The sequence below is a fragment of the Prochlorococcus marinus XMU1402 genome, from assembly GCF_017696205.1.
Taxonomy (GTDB): domain Bacteria; phylum Cyanobacteriota; class Cyanobacteriia; order PCC-6307; family Cyanobiaceae; genus Prochlorococcus_A; species Prochlorococcus_A marinus_AC.
The window spans coordinates 166,251-186,486 of sequence record NZ_JAAORD010000001.1 but is presented as its reverse complement, the minus strand read 5'-3'; the positions used below and the strand labels follow the sequence as shown (position 1 = coordinate 186,486).

Annotated in this window: 21 protein-coding genes; 11 read left to right on the top strand and 10 right to left on the bottom strand. The window is 29.7% G+C overall.

What is annotated here, in order from left to right:
- The first annotated feature begins 50 nt into the window (after positions 1-50).
- On the top strand, positions 51-2,360 hold the full coding sequence (locus HA141_RS01005) for a RelA/SpoT family protein (RefSeq protein ID WP_209116320.1): 2,310 nt from the start codon (positions 51-53) through the stop codon (positions 2,358-2,360).
- An 18-nt stretch (positions 2,361-2,378) separates the two neighbouring features.
- Here HA141_RS01005 and HA141_RS01000 read toward each other — a convergent pair whose 3' ends face one another.
- Positions 2,379-2,822 (bottom strand): DUF2062 domain-containing protein, encoded by a 444-nt coding sequence (locus HA141_RS01000; protein WP_209116319.1) that lies wholly within the window; start codon positions 2,820-2,822, stop codon positions 2,379-2,381.
- Positions 2,823-2,883: 61 nt separating this feature from the next.
- On the opposite strand from HA141_RS01000, the gene mnmE reads away from it, so the two are divergent.
- The 4 genes from mnmE to HA141_RS00980 all read left to right on the top strand — a co-directional run bounded on the left by mnmE (position 2,884) and on the right by HA141_RS00980 (position 8,166).
- Positions 2,884-4,266, top strand: coding sequence for a tRNA uridine-5-carboxymethylaminomethyl(34) synthesis GTPase MnmE (mnmE, locus tag HA141_RS00995; protein WP_209116318.1), 1,383 nt, complete (start codon positions 2,884-2,886; stop codon positions 4,264-4,266).
- 82 nt (positions 4,267-4,348) lie between these two features.
- On the top strand, positions 4,349-5,215 hold the full coding sequence (gene nadC / locus HA141_RS00990) for a carboxylating nicotinate-nucleotide diphosphorylase (protein ID WP_209116317.1): 867 nt from the start codon (positions 4,349-4,351) through the stop codon (positions 5,213-5,215).
- A 27-nt stretch (positions 5,216-5,242) separates the two neighbouring features.
- Entirely contained in the window at positions 5,243-7,057 is a 1,815-nt protein-coding gene (gene argS, locus HA141_RS00985; protein ID WP_209116316.1) for an arginine--tRNA ligase, read from the top strand.
- Positions 7,057-8,166, top strand: coding sequence for a pyridoxal phosphate-dependent aminotransferase (locus HA141_RS00980; RefSeq protein ID WP_209116315.1), 1,110 nt, complete (start codon positions 7,057-7,059; stop codon positions 8,164-8,166). The genes argS and HA141_RS00980 overlap by 1 nt, the downstream gene beginning before the upstream one ends.
- Here HA141_RS00980 and HA141_RS00975 read toward each other — a convergent pair.
- The 6 genes from HA141_RS00975 to prfB form a co-directional block, all read right to left on the bottom strand.
- Positions 8,163-8,888: an MBL fold metallo-hydrolase gene (locus tag HA141_RS00975; RefSeq protein WP_209116314.1), complete on the bottom strand. Its 726-nt coding sequence runs from the start codon at positions 8,886-8,888 to the stop codon at positions 8,163-8,165. The two genes, HA141_RS00980 and HA141_RS00975, sit on opposite strands and share 4 nt — an antisense overlap.
- A 20-nt stretch (positions 8,889-8,908) precedes the next feature.
- On the bottom strand, positions 8,909-9,505 hold the full coding sequence (locus HA141_RS00970) for an anthranilate synthase component II (protein ID WP_032519705.1): 597 nt from the start codon (positions 9,503-9,505) through the stop codon (positions 8,909-8,911).
- Positions 9,506-9,517: 12 nt separating this feature from the next.
- Entirely contained in the window at positions 9,518-9,928 is a 411-nt protein-coding gene (locus HA141_RS00965) for a diacylglycerol kinase family protein (protein ID WP_209116313.1), read from the bottom strand.
- A 6-nt stretch (positions 9,929-9,934) separates the two neighbouring features.
- Positions 9,935-10,474 (bottom strand): rRNA maturation RNase YbeY, encoded by a 540-nt coding sequence (ybeY, locus tag HA141_RS00960; RefSeq protein ID WP_209116312.1) that lies wholly within the window; start codon positions 10,472-10,474, stop codon positions 9,935-9,937.
- Positions 10,475-10,480: 6 nt separating this feature from the next.
- Positions 10,481-10,663, bottom strand: a complete 183-nt coding sequence (locus HA141_RS00955) for a DUF3285 domain-containing protein (protein ID WP_011817674.1) — start codon at positions 10,661-10,663, stop codon at positions 10,481-10,483.
- Between the two features lie 3 nt (positions 10,664-10,666).
- Positions 10,667-11,789, bottom strand: a protein-coding gene (gene prfB / locus HA141_RS00950; RefSeq protein WP_209116311.1) for a peptide chain release factor 2 whose coding sequence is annotated in 2 segments (ribosomal slippage) — positions 10,667-11,713 and positions 11,715-11,789 — 1,122 coding nt in all. Because the reading frame shifts where the segments join, the coding sequence is not laid out codon by codon here.
- Positions 11,790-11,865: 76 nt separating this feature from the next.
- On the opposite strand from prfB, the gene grxC reads away from it, so the two are divergent.
- Both grxC and gshB read left to right on the top strand, forming a co-directional pair.
- Entirely contained in the window at positions 11,866-12,120 is a 255-nt protein-coding gene (gene grxC / locus HA141_RS00945; protein WP_209116310.1) for a glutaredoxin 3, read from the top strand.
- Positions 12,121-12,125: 5 nt separating this feature from the next.
- The gene (gene gshB / locus HA141_RS00940) at positions 12,126-13,049 is read left to right on the top strand and encodes a glutathione synthase (RefSeq protein WP_025900231.1); all 924 of its coding nucleotides are present in this window, start codon (positions 12,126-12,128) and stop codon (positions 13,047-13,049) included.
- Here the strand turns inward: gshB and HA141_RS00935 are convergent.
- Positions 13,042-14,454 (bottom strand): chorismate-binding protein, encoded by a 1,413-nt coding sequence (locus tag HA141_RS00935; RefSeq protein WP_209116309.1) that lies wholly within the window; start codon positions 14,452-14,454, stop codon positions 13,042-13,044. The two genes, gshB and HA141_RS00935, sit on opposite strands and share 8 nt — an antisense overlap.
- A gap of 101 nt (positions 14,455-14,555) precedes the next feature.
- Between HA141_RS00935 and menA the strand changes: the two genes are divergently transcribed.
- From menA to HA141_RS00920, 3 genes are read left to right on the top strand one after another with little or no spacing between them, the layout of a single operon-like run.
- Complete coding sequence (menA, locus tag HA141_RS00930) at positions 14,556-15,473, top strand: 2-carboxy-1,4-naphthoquinone phytyltransferase (protein ID WP_209116308.1); 918 nt, start codon at positions 14,556-14,558, stop codon at positions 15,471-15,473.
- The gene (locus HA141_RS00925; protein WP_209116307.1) at positions 15,470-16,435 is read left to right on the top strand and encodes an o-succinylbenzoate synthase; all 966 of its coding nucleotides are present in this window, start codon (positions 15,470-15,472) and stop codon (positions 16,433-16,435) included. The genes menA and HA141_RS00925 overlap by 4 nt, the downstream gene beginning before the upstream one ends.
- The gene (locus HA141_RS00920) at positions 16,432-17,634 is read left to right on the top strand and encodes an AMP-binding protein (protein WP_209116306.1); all 1,203 of its coding nucleotides are present in this window, start codon (positions 16,432-16,434) and stop codon (positions 17,632-17,634) included. The genes HA141_RS00925 and HA141_RS00920 overlap by 4 nt, the downstream gene beginning before the upstream one ends.
- A gap of 3 nt (positions 17,635-17,637) precedes the next feature.
- Here the strand turns inward: HA141_RS00920 and HA141_RS00915 are convergent, their stop codons facing one another.
- Together HA141_RS00915 and HA141_RS00910 are read right to left on the bottom strand one after the other, a co-directional pair.
- Positions 17,638-18,090, bottom strand: coding sequence for an acyl-CoA thioesterase (locus tag HA141_RS00915; protein ID WP_209116305.1), 453 nt, complete (start codon positions 18,088-18,090; stop codon positions 17,638-17,640).
- Positions 18,091-18,099: 9 nt separating this feature from the next.
- On the bottom strand, positions 18,100-19,287 hold the full coding sequence (locus tag HA141_RS00910) for an NAD(P)H-quinone oxidoreductase subunit H (RefSeq protein ID WP_002807890.1): 1,188 nt from the start codon (positions 19,285-19,287) through the stop codon (positions 18,100-18,102).
- A gap of 38 nt (positions 19,288-19,325) precedes the next feature.
- Between HA141_RS00910 and rsmH the strand changes: the two genes are divergently transcribed.
- Positions 19,326-20,228, top strand: a complete 903-nt coding sequence (gene rsmH / locus HA141_RS00905; RefSeq protein WP_209116304.1) for a 16S rRNA (cytosine(1402)-N(4))-methyltransferase RsmH — start codon at positions 19,326-19,328, stop codon at positions 20,226-20,228.
- The last annotated feature ends 8 nt before the right edge of the window (positions 20,229-20,236 follow it).

The window sequence follows — 20,236 nt, the reverse complement described above, 5'->3', positions numbered from 1 at the left end:
TATAGCAAATTTTTCTAGACCTAAATAAAATACATCTAAAGCAATATAAAATGTCCGAGGCAGCTGCAAATTCAAAAGAAAAAAACGAAATTAAAGTTTCCAAAACTATTTTGCCTGAAAATAAAAAATATGAAAGTGAATCTTTGAATTATCAAATAAAAGTTCCCGATTGGCTTCTTAAAGATATTCATAATTTTGAAAAATCAAATAAAGAAAATGATGAGAATCAAAACCTTATAGTAAAGGCTTTTAAACTTGCTTATAAAGCTCATGATGGACAATTCCGAGCGAGTGGTGAGCCATACATAATCCACCCGGTTGCTGTTGCAAATCTCCTCAAAGAAATAGGTGCTAGTTCATCTGTTATTGCTGCAGGCCTTTTACATGATGTTGTTGAAGATACTGGCATTGATTTATCCGAAATAGAAACAAATTTTGGATTGGAAGTAAAAATACTTGTAGAAGGAGTAACAAAATTAGGAGGCATTCACTTTAACAACAGGACTGAAGCACAAGCTGAAAATCTCAGGAAAATGTTTTTGGCTATGGCCAGCGATATCAGAGTTGTTTTAGTAAAACTTGCAGATCGACTTCATAACATGAGAACAATTGAATGGCTAAATGATGAGAAAAAACTAAGAATAGCGAAAGAAACAAGAGAGATTTACGCACCATTAGCTAATCGACTAGGAATAAACAGATTTAAATGGGAATTAGAAGATTTGGCTTTTAAGTTCCTAGAGCCTAAAGAATATCAAGATCTTAAAGATCAAATCGCTGTTAAAAGAAGTGATAGAGAAAAAAGATTAGAAGTAACTTTGAATCTTATGAAGGAAAACTTGGTTTCTGCAGGTTTGAAAAATTTTGAAATAACAGGAAGGCCAAAACATCTATATGGTATCTGGAGCAAAATGGAAAGACAGCAAAAGCATTTTCACGAGATTTATGATGTTGCTGCCCTAAGAATTATCGTTGGCAATTCAGATAGTTGTTATAGAGCTTTAGCAGTTGTTCATGATACTTTCAAACCAATTCCAGGAAGATTTAAAGATTATATAGGATTACCAAAACCCAATGGATACCAGTCCTTACACACTTCTGTGATTGGAAGACATCGACCTATTGAAGTTCAAATTAGAACTACTTCCATGCATCAAATTGCTGAATATGGTATTGCCGCTCATTGGCAATACAAAGAGGGTGGTTCTCCTGCTAAAAGTAATGCTGAGAGATTTAATTGGCTAAGACAATTAGTAGAATGGCAACAAGAGGGTAATGAAGGTGATCATAATGATTATTTAGCTTCAATTAAAGAGGATTTATTTGATGAAGAAGTATTTGTGATCACTCCAAAAGGAGACGTTGTTGGTTTAAGGAAAGGATCTACCGCGATAGATTTCGCCTACAGAATTCATTCTGAAGTTGGGAATCACTGTAATGGAATAAGAATTAATGAAAAGCTTTCTCCATTATCTACTGCACTTCAAAATGGTGACTTCATAGAAATTTTGACAAGTAATAATGCTACTCCAAGCTTGGATTGGCTGAACTTTGTAGTTACGCCAACTGCTAAAAATAGAATCCGCCAATGGTATAAGAAAAGCCATCGTGATGAAACGATTAAAAGAGGTAGAGATTTACTTGAAAAAGAAGTAGGTCGAAACGGTTTTGAAGCATTACTTTCTAGTGAAGCCATGAAAAAAGTTGCAAATCGATGTAATTTAAAAACGACTGAAGATCTTCTTGCATCTCTTGGTTTTGGTGGTTTAACTTTGCATCAAGTATTAAACAGACTAAGAGAAGAAATAAAATTACAGACAGATGATGTAAAAAATGATTCTGATTATGAAATAGCAAAATCTCTTAAAAGTAATAGTAATTTATCGACTAATAAATCTAAGACAGCAGCTAAATCACCAATTTCCGGGATAGAAGGTCTTGATTACAGAATAGGTAAATGCTGTACCCCACTTCCAGGCGAGGATATTATCGGAACTGTGTCTCTCGGCAACCATGGGATAACCATACATAGGGAAGATTGTGAAAATGTAATACCAATTCCAATAGAGAGAAGATTACCTGTTGGTTGGAATCAAGATAATAAAACTGGCGATAATAAGTTTCCAATTCAGCTACGAATAGAAGTAATTGATAGAGTTGGAGTCCTTAAAGATATTCTTATGCGGTTATCTGATAAAGGTATAAACGTTAGCGATGCCAATGTTAAAACTGCTTATGGTAAACCAGCTATTATAAATCTTTGTGTAGGTCTTGAAAGTTATAATCAACTTCACAAAACAATTGAACAAATTAAATCAATGGCAGATGTTTTAGATATTGCAAGAGTTGGTCAAAGTTAATTTTAAAATCAGATTAATCTATCTTTTACTTTTTATCTTGTAGATAAAGAAAGCAATACTGCCGCAAATCAAAGCTAATAAAATACCTACACATGATGAACCCAAGAGTATTTTGAGGGAAAAAATTCTACCTTGCTTCCATAAGTCATCAATAACTAAACTTTTTTCAAGAATTTTATCAGATGAATTATAAAAAAAAATAGAACCAACTTTATAGTTAAAATAATAAAGTGGAATATAAGTAAAAGGGTTACTAATCCAAGTACCAATTGCGGCTAGAACAATATTTCCCTTAGCTATTTTTGCAAAAAATACCCCTATTAAAGTCTGAAACCCAAAAAAAGGAAAGCAGCCACTAAATACCCCTATAGCTAAACCTTTAGCATTAAAGAAAGGACTTCCATTCTGATTCCTAAATAATGATAGAATTTTCTTATAGCTGATATCTCTTTTAAATCTCATTCAGAAAGAAAAATTTAAAATTCTTGATAATCTTACTTAATTATCCATAACAAAGCGAGAGATGGATTCGATAGTTACTACAGAAGATACGATAGCCGCAATTGCTTCAGCTATAAGTATAGGGAAAGGAGGAGTTGCGATAATAAGAGTATCAGGGAAAGACTCAATAAATTCTTGCAAAAAGATTGTTCAAACTAAATCTAAATATGCATGGGAATCACACAGAGTTTTTCATGGTTTTATTCATGAAAATAAACAAAATCAATTTATAGATGAGGTTTTAATTTTAGTGATGAAATCACCAAATAGCTTTACAGGAGAGGATGTTGTTGAACTTCATTGCCATGGAGGAATTATCCTAGTTAATAAAGTTCTAAAAATATTATTAGCTAGTAATTCTAGAGTTAGACTTGCAAATCCAGGAGAATTTAGTCAAAGAGCTTTTCTTAATGGAAAAATAGACCTTACTCAAGCCGAATCGATTAATCAATTAATTAATGCAAGCAATACCAGATCCGCAGAGTTAGCTTTTAGCGGGGTTCAAGGAGAAATAAAGAAAAAAATTGATGATATTAAAAATGACCTTATAAATCAACTTTGCGAAATAGAAGCTAGAGTTGATTTTGAAGAAGACTTCACAGATTTTGATTACACCAAATATCTTAAAAACATTAAAAAAGTAAAAGAAAAAATAGAATTACTTATAGAAAATGCAAAAAGAAATTCATATATTCATAATGGAATATCCATAGCGCTTATAGGCAAAACAAATGTTGGTAAAAGCTCTCTACTAAATTTGCTTGCAAAAAAAGAGAAGGCAATCGTAACTAATATTCCTGGAACTACAAGAGATGTTATTGAAGTTAATTTAACTATTAATGATATTCCAATGAAAATAATTGATACCGCTGGCATAAGAGAAACTTATGAACAAATTGAAAGTATTGGAATTAAAAAAAGTTTTAGGAAAATTAAAGAGTCAGATTTTATTATTTATATTTACAGTCTTGAAGAAGGATTTAATGAAGAAGACAAAAAAATAATACAAGAAATACCCAAAGAAAAATTAATTACTATTTTAGGTAATAAAAAAGATTTAATTGATTGCAAAAATATTAATTCAAATGAGTTAAAAAACACAATTCTTATGAGCATTAAGAATAATGATGGTGAAAGATTATTAATCGACACAATCATAAAAAAATGCGGATTAAAACAAGTAGAAAATATCAATATATTTTTAAATGAAAGACATCTAACAAATTTGTCTGCTTGCCTATCTAATTTAAATGATACTGATGAAATAATTAAAAATAAATTGCCATTTGATTTGTTATCAATAGAACTGAGAGATGGAATTCAAAACTTATCTAAAATAACTGGTCAAGAATTAACAGAGGAACTTCTAGATAATATTTTTTCTAAGTTTTGTATTGGAAAATAAATTTGAGTTAAATTACATAGTGATATATAGTTGATTCTCTAACTTCAGTTGAATTTTTATTAATTAATTATTTTTTAGTTAAGTGGATTTAAATACTCCAACAATAAGTAAGATCATTGATAATTGGATCGATGAAGATATAGGAAGGGGAGATCTTACAAGTCCTTCTATTACAGAAGAGAATGGTAATGCATATTGGATTGCAAAAGAAGATGGTATATTTTGTGGTGTCGAAATTATAAAAGAAATTTTTAAAAAAATTGATTTAAAAATCATCCCAAAATTTAATATCTCTGATGGAGATCAATTTGTTAAAGATCAAAAAATCCTGGAAATATATGGACCTTCAAAAAGTTTGCTTGCTAGTGAAAGAATAGGCTTAAATATAGCAATGCATTTATCTGGAATATCAACATATACTAAGAATCTTGTAAATAAGTTAGAAGGTACAAATATAAAATTAACAGATACCAGGAAAACTACTCCTGGATTAAGAATATTTGAAAAATATGCATTCAAATGCGGAGGTGGACTTAATCATAGAATGGGATTATATGATGCAGCTATGATAAAAGAAAATCACATTGCATGGACAGATAATCTTAATAATGCAGTAAAAAAAATTAGACTAAATTCGCCTTTTACGACTCATATCATAATTGAGGCTGAGAATATTGAACAGGCAAAAGAAGCAGTATTAGCAGGAGCAGATAGTGTCTTACTGGATGAACTTAGTCCTGAAATAATCAAAAAGAACATTCAAGAATTAAGAGATTTATCAATAAATAGCTTAAAAAAAGAAGTCAATAAAAATTTGATCATAGAAGTTTCTGGTATTAATCCTAAAGAAATTAGTAAATATCTAATAAAGGGTATTGATTTAATTTCAACAAGTTCTTCAATTACCAAAAGTAATTGGATTGATTTAAGTATGCGTTATATTAATTAACTATACAGATAAATAATTGAATAATTAATGCTAATCATTTTTAAAGAATTAACAAAACAATTTGAACAAACTCTTTTAGATAGTCTTGAAAAAAATGATAAAAAAGGAGAATTCGACAATCTTAGAAAAAATTTAGTTACACAATCATCAAAAGAAGAGTTTGGTGATTATCAATGTAATGTTTGTCTAAGTTTATCTAAAATATATAAAAAGAGACCAAGAGAGATCTATGATGATTTTGTTAATCTATTAAATAGAAATAAAAGTATATCAAAATTATGCAAGAGTCTTGAAATAGCAGGACCTGGATTTATAAATATAAAATTAAAAGATGAAGTTCTAATAAATGAAATCAAATTAAATATTGAATGCCATAGAGCTGGCATACCTCTAATTAAAAAAGATTTAGATAGTGGTTTGTCTAATAAAGTTATTGTAGATTTTTCTAGTCCTAATATTGCTAAAGAAATGCATGTAGGGCATTTAAGATCAACAATAATAGGTGACTCAATATCTAGAATCTTCGAGTTAAGAGGTTATGAAGTATTAAGACTCAATCATGTTGGTGATTGGGGAACACAATTTGGAATGCTTATTACTCAGCTAAAAGATTTATATTCAAATGATCTAGAAGAAATAGGCAAGATCAAGATAAGTGATTTAGTTGATTTTTATAAAGCATCAAAAAAAAGATTTGATAATGAATCTGAATTCCAAAAAAGATCTAGGGAGGAAGTAGTAAAGTTACAAAGTGGAGATAGTAAATCGATCCAAGCCTGGAAATTGTTATGTGATCAATCGAGAAAGGAATTTGATGAAATCTATAAAAATTTAAAAATAAAAATAAAAGAAAGAGGTGAATCTTTTTATAATCCATTTTTAAAGTCAGTTATTGAGGATTTGAAGTTTAAAAAAATACTCATAGAAGATCAAGGAGCTAAATGTGTATTTTTAGATGGGATGACTAATAAAGAAGGCAACCCTTTACCGCTAATTGTTCAAAAAAAAGATGGCGGTTTTAATTATGCCACCACTGATCTTGCGGCTATAAGATACAGATTCAATAAAGCGCCTAATGGGGATAATGCTTCAAGAATTATTTATGTAACTGATCATGGACAAGCAAATCATTTTGCTGGAGTTTTTCAAGTTGCAAAAAAAGCAAAATGGATCCCGGAAAACTGTCAAGTTGACCATGTCCCTTTTGGGTTAGTTCAAGGAGTTGATGGCAAAAAACTAAAGACAAGAGAAGGTGAAACAGTACGACTAAAAGATTTATTAAATGAAGCAGTTAGAAGAGCAAAAGAAGATTTATTGAAAAGATTAGAAGATGAAGATCGTTATGAGACCGAAGAGTTTATTGCAAATACTTCAAGAATTATTGGATTAGGAGCTGTTAAGTATGCAGATTTAAGTCAAAATAGGATTACTAATTATCAATTTAGTTTTGATAAAATGCTTTCCCTGAATGGTAATACTGCTCCTTATTTGTTATATACACTTGTAAGAATTTTAGGAATTAAAAGAAAAAATGATTTTGTTTATGAATCTAAAGATTTTCAGTACGTAAATTATGAACATAAATCTGAGTGGAAACTTATCAGAAAATTACTTAGGTTCGATGAAGTCATAATTTCTATTGAAAAAGACTTAATGCCAAATAGATTATGCAATTATCTGTTCGAGCTATGTCAGACTTTTAATAGATTCTATGATCAAGTTCCAATCCTCAAAGAAGAAAAAAATATAAAAATCTCTAGGCTTAATTTATGTGACCTAACTGCAAAAACACTAAAATTAAGCTTAGAGCTTTTAGGAATTGAAACTTTAGAAAGAATGTAATGAATGATTTTGATCCATTAAATAATCTTTTCCCAAAACCAAGAGAAGAAATAATAAATATGCAATCTTACTCTGCACCTTTAGAAAATAGAAGAAATTTACTCCGCTTAGACTTTAATGAAAATACTTTAGGTCCAAGTCCTAAGGTTTTAGAGGCATTACAAGCGATAAAATTAGATGAGATATCAATTTATCCAGAATATAATTTTTTAAAAAAATTTTTATGTGATAAATATCTTGATTCAAGAAAATTTGGTAATGATGAAATCGGAATTTTCAATGGAGCAGATGCAGCAATAAATGCAATTTTCAATTGCTTTGGAGAAAAAGATCAGATATTTCTAACCACAAATCCAACTTTTGGTTACTATTCTCCTTGTGCAGAAATCCGAGGAATGAAAAAAATAAGTTGTTCTTACATTGGAGAAAATTTTCTATTCCCCATCGAAGAATTTAGGGAAAAAATAATAAAGCATAATCCAAAGTTAATATTTATTTGCAATCCAAATAATCCAACAGGAACTGTTCTAAGCTCTCATGAAATAATTAATTTAGCCAATATCAATAACGATTCATTAATAGTTGTTGATGAACTATATGAAAAATTTAATGGAGATAGTCTTCTTGAATCGATAGATTTTGAAAAGAATAAAAATATAATAATAATCCAATCTCTTTCAAAAACTGCAGGTCTAGCTGGTTTAAGAATAGGTTTTACTTTTGGCAATAAAAGTTTAATTCAGTACATTAATAAAGTTACAGGACCATATGATGTAAACAGCTTTGCTATAACAGCTGCATTAGCAGCACTTAAAGACAAATCATATATTGATAATTATGTTTTAGAAGTAAAAAAGGCGAGGGAATGGATTTTAAATAAATTTAAACCAACAAAAATCAGAACTCACTTTAGTGGGGGTAATTATTTCTTAATTTGGCCAAAAAAAGATCCAAAAATCCTAATACAACAGATGAGAGAAAAAGGTATTCTTATTAGAAGTATGGGAAACAAAAAAGATATCAGTAATTCAATACGGGTTAGTATTGGAACTAAAGAACAAATGATTTTTTTCTGGGACAATTACAAGAACTTAGATTTAAAAAACTAATTACTGAAAATATAAATTGTATTTTGATCGATTCTTTTAGGTTTTATTTGAAAATCTTTTCCAACATATTTTACTTTAAAATCTTTCATATTTTCGATAAATAAATCAGCATTTGAGAAATCACATTCTTTATTAATTTGTTTGCCACGTTCAAAGTGAACAGGAATAACTATTTTAGGTTTTAAGATCTTAACTATTTTTGAGGCTTCTTTACCATTGTAAGATTTTATTCCTCCTCCAATTGAAATAAATAATATATCTGGACGAGACAAAATAATTTGACTATTTATATCAATATCACCAGCAGCTCCTCCCATATGAACAATTTTAAGATCATTCTGCTCCCAACTCCAAACAGTTGCCATCCCAAATCTTCTTCCATCTACTCTGTCATGTGGTACAGAAATTCCATTTAATAAAATATCCTCAAATTGATAGATTCCTGGCTCAACAAACATTAATTTATCATTAGGATTATATCCTTCATCAGCAAGCCTAGAACTAGCCAAAATAAAATCTACTTTAACGTCTTTTGGCTCCTTTAAATTACTCGCACAACCTATTGCTTTAAAGGGATTTATAAGAATAGATTTTTCTGCACTATTAATTAAAAAACTACTATGTCCCAAACTTTTTATTCCTAAATTCCTTGCCAATAATGAGTTAGGTAAAAAAGAGCTAACTAATATCAAAAATAAAAAGTTTTTAATTTGAGAAATCATAATATTAATTTTTTTTTATTTTACTTTTGTTCAGCCATTTTTAGAAAATTACTAATTAATTTATGACCAAATTGCGTCAACACACTTTCAGGATGGAACTGCACCCCATGTAAATGTTTATATTCTTTATGAGAGATAGCCATAATAGTTGAGTCTTCTAAAGTCGCAGTTATATCGAAACAAGATGGTAAAGAACTTGAATCGACAATAAGACTATGGTATCTAGTAGCCACAAATGGAGTCTCGATATCTTTAAACAATCCTTTTTGATTATGAAAAATTTTGGATGTCTTACCATGCATGAGTTCTTTCCCAACTATAACTTTACCTCCAAAAGCTTGGGCCAAAGCTTGATGACCTAAACAAACTCCCAAGGTCGGAATATTTTTAGATAATTTTTTTAGAATTGGCAGACAAATTCCAGATTGATCTGGATTACCTGGACCTGGAGATAAGAGAATTCCATCAGGATTTAGTTTGATAATTTCTTCTAGAGTAATTTCATCATTTCTTTTAACTATTAATTCTTTAGTTATTTCATGCTCAACTGAAAGTTCTCCTAAATATTGAACAAGGTTATAAGTAAAACTATCGTAATTATCAATAACAAGAAACATATTTATATGGATTTAAAATAACAACTTTATTTTAGGAACAAAGATATATACAGCAATAATAACAGAATTAATGGAAGCTAATAATACTGCTCCTGCAGAAGTATCTTTTGAAATTTTAGCCAAAATACTAAATTCTTTTTTCACTACTAAATCAACGATTGATTCAATAGATGTGTTCAATATTTCTAATATTAAAACAGACATTATTGTTGCAATCAAAATAACATAATTACTTAGACTAATTTTGAGTAAAAAACCAATTATTAAACTTATAACTGCAAAAATTAATTGAATTTTAAAATTTCTTGAAGTTTTTAATACATAACTAATACCACTGAAAGCATACTTAAAACTTATGAATACATTACTAGAAGTTTTGTATGATTCTTTTCTATTTTCTAAATAGTTTATTTTTTTTCCCATTGATTTTTAATCTAATCGAGTAATTAAATATTCTTGGAAATTTAACATATTTTCTAAATCATGGTCATTATTATGTTCCCATCCCAAAAGATGTAAAAATCCATGACTAGCCAACCAGATCATCTCTCTATAGATTGAATGTTTATATTCATAAGATTGCTCAAGTGCCATCTCTAATGATATAAAAATATCTCCCAACTCTATATGATCTAAATTATTTAGAGATTCATCAGAAATAATTGGAAAAGATAGAACATCAGTTGGACCATTTTTTTGCATCCATTTCTTATTCAAAGAAGCAATTTCTTGATTAGATATTATCTGTAAGCCTAATGAAAAAGATTTTTTTTCAAAAATATAATTTGGTAATTCATAATCCTCTTTTTTTAATATAGTATTTATCCAAGATAAAAAAACTTTCTCCCAAAAAATAGATTCAAAAATAAGATGAGTTTTAGTATCTTTTAACTTATTTGACAATTGAGAGAAATCATTACATTGAAAAACCAAATCTAAATTTATTTCAGAAATAATTTTTTCTTTCATATATTCTTAAACTGGAATATTGGGCTTACCTATTGTGGCCACAAGTATTAATATCCCAATTAAAACTAGAAAGGTTATTGAAAAATGAGAAATACTTTTTGAGCCTTTCCTTACCATATTTCTCATAGCAAGCTTTATAAAGCTTGGAGGAGAAACTTTTTTTTCTAAAATTTCGTTTTTATTTTCCATTAGTTATTCAAGAGATTCATTAGAAGAAATGTTGATTCGTAATAATTCATGAATAAATGGTTCAAGTCCACCATCTAAAACACTATCTAACTCGTTAGTCTCCTGCATAGTCCTAAGATCTTTTACCATTTGATAGGGATGGAAAACATAATTTCTTATTTGATTGCCCCATGCAGCTTCCACAATATCACCTTTAATATCAGCTACTTCAGCAGCTCGTTGTTCTTTAGCAATCACTAATAGTTTAGACTTTAAAAGTAACATAGCTTTTTCTTTATTTTGTAATTGAGATCTTTCTTGAGTACATCTTACTGAAATCCCTGAAGGCAAATGAACAATTCTCACTGCTGTTTCTACTTTATTAACATTTTGTCCTCCAGCTCCACCGGATCTACTTGTTGTGATTTCTAAATCTTTTTCAGGTATATCAAGTGAAATATTATCATCTAATTTTGGCATAACCTCTACCCCAGCAAAGCTGGTTTGTCTTTTGCCATTGGCATTGAAAGGAGAAATTCTTACTAATCTATGAGTTCCTTTTTCATGTTGCAGATAGCCATATGCATATTTTCCATCAATTTCGAACGTTACACTTTTAATACCTGCTTCTTCTCCTTGAGATAATTCATTAATGACAAGGCTCATTTGATTATTATCGGCCCATCTTGAGTACATTCTTAATAATATCTCTACCCAATCCTGCGCATCTGTTCCACCCGCACCTGCGTTAATAGAAACTACTGCTCCTTCCTTATCGTATTCACCACATAACAATCTTTCAAATTCCCATTTATCCAAATTATCTCTTAATTTCTTTAATCCCAGCTGCGATTCTAAAATCATTTCCTCTTCGGGTTCTAGAGAATAAAGCTCAAGAGAGGCATTAGCATCAGAAATAAAAGTTTTCCATTTATCCAATAATTCGAGTTGAGCCTTAACATCATCAAGGATTAACATTTGCTTTTTAGCTTCTTCTTGATTTTCCCAAAATTCAGGCTGAGCAGAAATTTGCTCTAACTCTTTCCTTTTCGCTTTTAATCTTGGAACGTCAAAGACAATCCTGAGCATTACCCAGGCGCTCTGTTAGTTCCGAAAGATCTTTTTTGAAATCTGTAATATCTATCAAAATAGAATTTAATCGTTATTTATAATCTAACAAGCACTTTTGTTTAATAGTATAAACTAAGTATTATTTTAAAAAAATGTCCAAAGTTGAAATTTATACTTGGCAATATTGCCCATTCTGTATTCGAGCAAAATCACTACTCAAGAAAAAAAATGTAAATTTTACAGAATATAAAATAGATGGCGACGAAGATGCCAGAGCATTGATGATTGAAAGAGCTGATGGTAGAAGAACATTACCACAAATATTTATAGATAATGAGGGTATCGGAGGCTGCGATGATCTCTACGCATTAGAAAATGAAAATAAATTAGAAGCATTATTAAGCTAGATCTTATGAAATTTCTATTCGTAATAGATCCAATTAAAAATATAAATCCCTTAAAAGATTCAACTGCTGCTTTAATGCAAGCATCATCAAAAAAAAATATTGAAATCTGGAGTTGTACTCCTCAAGACCTGGAAGCTAGAGGTGATGAAGTATGGGCATCTTCCGTAAAAGTTGAAGTAATTCCGTGGATTTCTTTCAAAGAGAATGATTGCATACCTCTCGCCGAATTTAATTGCATTTGGATGAGAAAAGATCCTCCTGTAAATGAGGCTTATTTATATGCAACCCATCTTTTAGAAGTTGCCGAAAGAAAAGGAGTAAAAGTAATTAATAAACCCTCATCGTTAAGAGCGTGGAATGAAAAGCTAGGTGCTTTAAGATACAGCCACTTAATGGCACCTACAATAGTTGCGAGTAAGGTAAAAGATCTTATTAATTTTGCAAATATAAATAATGAAGTAGTCATAAAACCTCTTGGAGGAAAAGGTGGTCAAGGTGTTATAAGGATAAATAAAAATTCTCCAGGAATTAAATCAATCATTGAATTAATCACTTCTCAAGAAGAATTACCCGTTATGATGCAAAAATTTATTCCTGAAGTCATAGAGGGTGATAAAAGAATAATTATCGTAAACGGAGAAGCAATTGGATCAATAAATAGGATTCCTCAAGGAGGCGATTTTAGGAGTAATTTAGCTATGGGAGGCAAGGCTGAACCCACATTATTAACAGAAAAAGAAAAAAGTATCTGCTCAGAATTATCTCAACACTTCAAAGATGAGGGTTTATTTTTTGTAGGTATTGATGTAATAAATGGAATGCTTAGCGAGATTAATGTAACCAGTCCAACAGGTTTAAGAGAAATAGAAAATTTATCCAATAAAAATGTTTCAGAGGAAGTTATTGAAAAATTAGTAGAAATTATCTAGGATTTTTAGCGCAAAATATCTGTTTTACTATAGATTCAAATTTTAATTTAATCTCATCTATTTCTTTCTCTAAAACGGAGCCAGAAACTATACCTGAACCTGCAGTAAATTCAATATTTTCTTCAATACATCTTGCGCCTCTTATTGTCAAAAGAAATGAAGCATTGCCTGATGAATCCACCCAACCCATTGGAGAAGCATAATTTCCTCTAGGGAAAGACTCAAGAGTGTTTATCCAATCCAATGCTGCATTTTTTGGGTATCCACACACAGCTGGAGATGGATGTAAGTTTTTAAGCAATTCAAAAGGACAAATATTTTCAACTTTAGAGAAAATGAGTGTTTGCAAATGAGAAATATCTCCAAATGAATTTACCTTGATATCACTTTTTTTAAAGTTTGTTATTTTTGAAACTTCTAAAGATTTAATCAAATGTTGTATTACATAATTATGTTCCTTTAAGTCTTTAGCACTTTTTAGGAGTTTCTTAAAATTTGAATTAGTAGATATAGTTCCAGCAAGAGCCTCTAAAGTTAAATAAGGTTTAGAGAAAGAAAATAATTTTTCTGGGGATGCTCCAAATAAAATATCCTTACTATTCCTTTTCCAAACGTATCTACATGTATTTGGTTGCTTCTTTTTAAATCTTTTTAAAATTTCTACTAAATCTAATTTATTTTTAAGTCTTATTTTAATCCTATTCGCTAAAACTATCTTTTCGAGGATATCTTTCTCTACTAATTGAATTCCTCTATTTACTACTTTTTTCATGTTTGTTTTAGAATTTTCTAAGGAGCTTGAGAAATCATCAATAAAAGGGGAATCAAAACTAGTTTTTAAGCTAGATGATTTTATTAATTCTGAGCCAGAATTAATAACTTGATTTCTAATTGTCCATATTTCTTCAATTAATGTTCTTAATGATGATTTACCTTCAACATGACCATTGATTCTTAACCAGCAATTCTTGCCACTTTTAGTAATTAATATTTTTGGCAAAATGGCTTCCAAACTAGGGATATCTGAAGGTAAATTCTTATTATTCAAATTTTCAGAGAAAGAAAATAAATAAATAATTTTTGAAAGTGCAGAATTATGCGATTCATTAGTTAAGTTAATTAAATTTTTAAAATTCTCAGAATTAAACTCTTTTGCTACCTCAAATCTTTTTGGGCCATCCAAGGTAACATATTTACACTTCTCGAAAGCTATATATGAAATGCCATCAGATTCCTCCCAAAATGAAGAAAACGGATATTTATTTATTAACAATTCATAAACTTGAAATAAATCAATACAAGGAATCTCAACACAAATACTTACTAATCCAGAATTTTCAACTTTCTTATCGAAAGAGGAAAATACATCTTTTAAAAAATCTGTTAAGTTTAAATCATTTTTCATTACTTATTGAAAATAACTAAAAATGATGCAATAAAGTAAAAAATGTAACTCAATTTATAAACTACATTCAATAATTATCTAATTTTGCGTGTTAATTAAAAATGGACGAAGATAAAAAAAAATTATGGAAAAAAGCAATAAAATGGCCTCTTTATTCTGTTGCCATACTTCCAGTTTTAATAACAGGGGCTTACTTACTCAATCAATATGAAGAGGTAAAAATTTATAATTTGATTTCATTTACTTTAGCTGCAATTTTGATATTACTTTGGGAAAATCTAACTAATGATTTATACGACGCAGAAACAGGAATCGATGAATTTAAATTCCATTCAATAGTAAATCTTGTAAAAAATAAAAAAATAATTTCATTTATTGCATATACATCTTTAGTTATTGGTTTATTAATAATTTTAATTATTTCAGTATCAACAAGTATAAACATTTTTATTTTGGTGGCAGCTTGCTGCTTCTTAGGATATTTATATCAAGGTCCTCCTTTTAGATTGGGTTATCAAGGTTTAGGAGAACCATTATGCTGGCTTGCATTTGGACCTTTTGCGTACTCTGCAGTCTTAATTGCGTTAAATCCGTCTAATATTTACTTCGAAGATATTCCATGGAAAGTTTCTTTATTACTTGGTTCAGGACCTTCCTTGGCAACAACACTCGTATTATTTTGTTCTCATTTTCATCAAATTTCTGAAGATAAAAAGCATGGGAAAAATTCACCTTTAGTTCGCTTAGGGGCAAAAAAAGGTTCTCAATTTGTGCCTTGGATAATTTTTACAATATATATTTTTCAACTTTTCACAATAGTTTATGGATTTATTCCAGTGTTTTGTATCCTTTATTTGCTTAGTTTCCCTCAAGCAATAAGACTTATAAATTTATTAAAGTCTTCGTATGCAAAACCTTCTACAATAAAAAATTGCAAATTCGTCGCAATAAAATTTCAAACTCTTAATGGAATTGGTTTAATCACAGGATTAATATTTAATTACTATCTAAATAAATGAACTTAATATTTCAAAAAAAATCTTATAGCTTTAAGTTATCGGCCAAAGTAGAAAATTCTAAAACCAATTACCATACAAAATCGGGTTGGATAATTAAATTAATAAGTAATGATAAAAAAATAGGGTTTGGAGAAGTTTCACCGCTACATAAAAAAGACTTAAAAAAGTGCGCGAAACAACTAGATATGATCCCTGAGTATATAGAGGAATTTAATTTATCTGAGCAAATAAATATTTTTCATCCATGCATTCAATCTGCAATAAATTCTGCATTAGCAGAGATCAATGGAAAAATAATTTTTAAAGAAAACTACTACTTTGATGAAATTGGTAAAACAGCCATATTGTTAAATCATGAAAATGTAGTTTCAGATCTAAATGATATTAAAAAAAGACATTGTGATATTGGAAAATCATTAACCTTAAAATGGAAAGTAGCACTAAAAAATAACCATGAGGAAGAAGCAAAATTAGAAGAAATTTTAAGCAAAATAGGTAATAATATTAAGTTAAGAATAGATGCTAATGGTTCTTGGGGAAGAGAGATAGCTAATAGATGGGCTGATATTTTGAAAGATAATAAAAATATAGATTGGTTAGAACAACCTCTCTGTGTTGATGATATTGATGGAATGACAGAACTAAACAAAAAAATTCCAATAGCTTTAGACGAATCACTTTTAAAATTTCCAACTTTGATTGATGAGTGGAAGGGTTGGCAAATTAGAAGGCCTTCTCAAGAAAATAATCCAGTTAAGCTTTTAAGAGAATTAGAAAATAAAAAAGCTTTAATATCTATAAGTACCTCATTTGAAACTGGAATAGGAAAGAGATGGCTCAATCATTTATCTTCTCTACAATTACAAGGACCAACGCCAAAAGTTCCTGGTTTAGCAATGAATAAATTCCCTAATTCGTTTCTATTTTTAAATGAAGCAAAAAAGATATGGGATCAACTATGAAAAATAAAATTCATACTATTGAAGTTGAAAATAACGAAACTAAATCTGTAGAAAAAATTATCGAAAAAATTAGAGAGAATAAAATTATTTATGTAAAAAACAAATTTTATGAAGACAAAGATGTATTAGATTCAATTACTGAAAATGGGCCAGCAATTATCTTAAACAGTAGTGGGAGTTCTGGAAAACCGAGACAATGTTTTCACCATTTAAATAATCTTAAATTATCTGCAACTACATCAGGTCAATGGCTAATAGAGCAAGGATTTGAATTACAAAACTGCTTAATTTTAAATACTTTACCCCTGAACCACATAAGTGGATTAATGCCAATTTTTAGAAGTCAAACTTGGGGATGTGATTGTATTAATATTTCTCCGAATTTGATAAAAAAAACTCGAGAACTTTTACTTTTCACAATTAAATTTAAAAAAAACAAAAAACACTTGATTACGTCATTAGTACCTACCCAATTACAAAGACTTTTAGCTCAAAAAGATGGAATTAGTTGGCTAAAAATTTTTGATCTAATTTGGGTAGGTGGAGCTTCAATTTCAGACGAAACTGCAGAACAATGTATAAAAGAAAAAATAAAATTAGCACCTTGTTACGGCTCAACTGAAACAGCAGCAATGGTTACTAGTTTAAAACCAAAAGAATTCTTGATGGGTTTTAAAAATGTTGGAGAAATACTACCTGATACAAAAATAAGAATTAACGCACAAGGATTAATAGAGATAAAATCAGCCAGAATTGGAATTGAAATAATAGACTCTTTAAAAACTGAAAATTTCAAAAATAAAAATGGGTGGTGGCAAACAAGTGATTTAGGTGAAATTAATCAAATCAATAATTCTTTCTATTTAAACTTTGTTGGAAGAAATGATAATGCCTTTAATTCAGGAGGAGAAATCGTTTTCCCTGAAGTAATTGAATCTAGATTAAATGATTTCATTATGAAAGAAAATATCCCAATTAATAAATTCAATATTTCAAAAGTATCTAACAAATTATGGGGAAATAAAATTAAAGTAATAGTTGAATTTAGAGAACTTACAAATAATAATATTATTGAAATTTCTTTAAATTTATTAAAAAAATTTTCTCAAAGTTGGCCTAAACATGAAAAGCCTGAAAAATGGATTGTTAAAAACAAAAATAGCATTACAGAAAAAATAAACTATAAATTTAAAAAATAATTATTAGCATTCTTTTAAATTTGTACTCACATTAGAAGCCTCTATCCATCTTTCTAACTGATCGGGAAGTTCTATTTTATTTCTTGAATCAATATCTAAAGAACAATGTATAATTTTCCCTTCGGCTACTTTATTTCCATTTTTTATAAAAAAGCTATTTACTTGGAACAAATGAGTATTAATTTTATGAGGGGTAATTTTTACTTTTAATAAATCTCCAATTTTTATAGGCGCAAGAAAGTTTGCTTCACAATTTACTATTGGAAAAATAATTTGACTTTTACGTATAGAAAAATCTGGAAAAATATCTTGAGAAGGAATCCCATAAATTTCAATACTTTCTTCCCAAGCTTCATGCGACCATTTTAATAAGTTATGAAAATGAATTACACCTGCAGAATCACAATCACCAAATCTTACCTTCTTCTGCAATATTAACCAGTCAGAGGGGTTCATTTAAAGAAATTATCTATCAACAGATCCCATAATGACATCTATTGAACCAAGGATTGCCATAATATCAGCGATTTTGGCACCTTTAAGAATATGAGGCAATATTTGCAGATTATTTAAATCAGCTGCTCTGATTTTAAATCTCCATGGGGTAACTTCATTATTTCCTTGAATAAATACACCTATTTCTCCTTTGCCGGACTCTAATCTTGTATATAATTCTCCGTTAGGAATTTTAAAAGTTGGAGCAACCTTCTTAGCTACATATTGATAGTCGATACCAAATATTTCACTTTTCTTATCTTCAGTCGCCATTCTTTGAGCTTCTAAATTTTCTGTTGGACCTCCGGGAATCATTTTGCAGGCTTGGCGAATGATGCTTAATGATTGTCTCATCTCTTCAACTCTTACTCGATATCTCGCATAACAATCTCCTTCTTTTTCTGAAGCAATCTGCCAATCAAAATCGTCATAACATTCATAACTATCGACTTTCCTTAAATCCCAAGAAACTCCAGAAGCTCTAAGCATTGGTCCAGACAAAGACCAATTAATTGCCTGGTCTCTTTGTATTGTTCCTAGACCTTCAATTCTTTTTCTAAAAATTGGATTATTTGTGATTAATTTTTCGTATTCATCTATCTTAGGACCAAACCAATCGCAAAAGTCTATACATTTTTCTAACCATCCGTATGGGAGATCACATGCGACACCACCTATCCTAAAGAAATTATTATTTATTAGCCTTTGTCCAGTAGCAGCTTCCCAGAGATCATATATCATCTCTCTTTCTCTAAAAATATAGAAAAATGGAGTTTGAGCTCCTACGTCTGCTAAAAAGGGACCAAGCCATAAAAGATGATTAGCAATACGATTAAGTTCGAGCATAAGAACTCTGATGTAACTAGCTCTTTTGGGAACTGGAATATTAGCTAATCTTTCAGGAGCATTTACTACAATAGCTTCATAAAACATTCCTGCTGCATAATCCATTCTGCTTACATAAGGGACATACATTACATTTGTCCTATTTTCAGCTATCTTTTCCATTCCTCTATGTAAATATCCAATTACTGGCTCACAATCAATGACATTCTCACCATCAAGAGTTACAACTAACCTTAAAACCCCATGCATTGAGGGATGGTGAGGGCCAAAATTGACCACCATTGGTTCTGTTCTAGTCTCTAGCTGAGCCATTCGAAATTTAACTTCTAAATAAATCTTAGTCGAAAGTTATGCAAACTGACCTATCTGATTCATCTTTTTTCAATCATCAATCAGTCATGACAGATGAGATTATGGCCTCATTAGAGCATTACCCACTTATAAATAACAATCAAATTAAAGGAATAGACGCAACTTTAGGCGGAGGCGGGCACTCTTATCATTTATTAAGAAAATATTCAGATTTAAATATAATTGGACTTGATCAAGATCCATTCGCAAGAAAATCAGCATTAAAAAAACTTGACGAGTTTAAAAGTAGGATTGATATAAGAGCTTCAAATTTTGCGGATTTTGTACCAAAAGAGAAAGTTTCTTTTGTGATTGCAGATCTTGGAGTAAATAGTAATCAACTTGATGACCCTAAAAGAGGATTTAGTTTCCAAAAAGATGGTCCGCTTGATATGCGCATGAATCCTTTGCTTGATTTTGATGCAGAGAAATTAATTGAGTCTTTAAATGAAAAAGATCTAGCTAACCTAATCTATAAATATGGAGATGAGAGATTATCAAGAAAGATTGCTAGGAAAATAAAATTTGATTTGAAGGAAAATGGGAAATATTCTGGGACAAAAGAATTAGCTTATTCTATTGCAGGCTGCTTCCCACCAAAACAAAGATATAAAAAATTACATCCAGCCACAAGAACATTTCAAGCACTAAGAATTGCTGTTAATAAAGAAATTGAAGTATTAGAAAAATTTTTGCAAGTTGTACCTGAATGGCTTTTGCCAGGAGGTATTATTTCTATTATTAGTTTTCATTCCCTTGAGGATAGGTTAGTTAAAAGTTGTTTTAAGAATGATCAAAGACTAAAAAACCTGACAAAAAAGCCAATAACTCCTTCCGAACAAGAAGTCGAACTTAATAAAAGAGCTAGAAGTGGAAAATTAAGAATTGCTCAGTTAAATTAAAAGCCAAT

Excerpts from the sequence above, each read along its gene's own strand:
- HA141_RS01005 (WP_209116320.1), top strand. The coding sequence starts at position 51 with ATGTCCGAGGCAGCTGCAAATTCAAAAGAAAAAAACGAAATTAAAGTT.
- HA141_RS01000 (WP_209116319.1), bottom strand. The coding sequence starts at position 2,822 with ATGAGATTTAAAAGAGATATCAGCTATAAGAAAATTCTATCATTATTT.
- mnmE (WP_209116318.1), top strand. The coding sequence starts at position 2,884 with ATGGATTCGATAGTTACTACAGAAGATACGATAGCCGCAATTGCTTCA.
- argS (WP_209116316.1), top strand. The coding sequence starts at position 5,243 with ATGCTAATCATTTTTAAAGAATTAACAAAACAATTTGAACAAACTCTT.
- HA141_RS00980 (WP_209116315.1), top strand. The coding sequence starts at position 7,057 with ATGAATGATTTTGATCCATTAAATAATCTTTTCCCAAAACCAAGAGAA.
- HA141_RS00975 (WP_209116314.1), bottom strand. The coding sequence starts at position 8,888 with ATGATTTCTCAAATTAAAAACTTTTTATTTTTGATATTAGTTAGCTCT.
- HA141_RS00970 (WP_032519705.1), bottom strand. The coding sequence starts at position 9,505 with ATGTTTCTTGTTATTGATAATTACGATAGTTTTACTTATAACCTTGTT.
- HA141_RS00965 (WP_209116313.1), bottom strand. The coding sequence starts at position 9,928 with ATGGGAAAAAAAATAAACTATTTAGAAAATAGAAAAGAATCATACAAA.
- ybeY (WP_209116312.1), bottom strand. The coding sequence starts at position 10,474 with ATGAAAGAAAAAATTATTTCTGAAATAAATTTAGATTTGGTTTTTCAA.
- HA141_RS00955 (WP_011817674.1), bottom strand. The coding sequence starts at position 10,663 with ATGGAAAATAAAAACGAAATTTTAGAAAAAAAAGTTTCTCCTCCAAGC.
- grxC (WP_209116310.1), top strand. The coding sequence starts at position 11,866 with ATGTCCAAAGTTGAAATTTATACTTGGCAATATTGCCCATTCTGTATT.
- gshB (WP_025900231.1), top strand. The coding sequence starts at position 12,126 with ATGAAATTTCTATTCGTAATAGATCCAATTAAAAATATAAATCCCTTA.
- HA141_RS00935 (WP_209116309.1), bottom strand. The coding sequence starts at position 14,454 with ATGAAAAATGATTTAAACTTAACAGATTTTTTAAAAGATGTATTTTCC.
- menA (WP_209116308.1), top strand. The coding sequence starts at position 14,556 with ATGGACGAAGATAAAAAAAAATTATGGAAAAAAGCAATAAAATGGCCT.
- HA141_RS00925 (WP_209116307.1), top strand. The coding sequence starts at position 15,470 with ATGAACTTAATATTTCAAAAAAAATCTTATAGCTTTAAGTTATCGGCC.
- HA141_RS00920 (WP_209116306.1), top strand. The coding sequence starts at position 16,432 with ATGAAAAATAAAATTCATACTATTGAAGTTGAAAATAACGAAACTAAA.
- HA141_RS00915 (WP_209116305.1), bottom strand. The coding sequence starts at position 18,090 with ATGAACCCCTCTGACTGGTTAATATTGCAGAAGAAGGTAAGATTTGGT.
- HA141_RS00910 (WP_002807890.1), bottom strand. The coding sequence starts at position 19,287 with ATGGCTCAGCTAGAGACTAGAACAGAACCAATGGTGGTCAATTTTGGC.
- rsmH (WP_209116304.1), top strand. The coding sequence starts at position 19,326 with ATGCAAACTGACCTATCTGATTCATCTTTTTTCAATCATCAATCAGTC.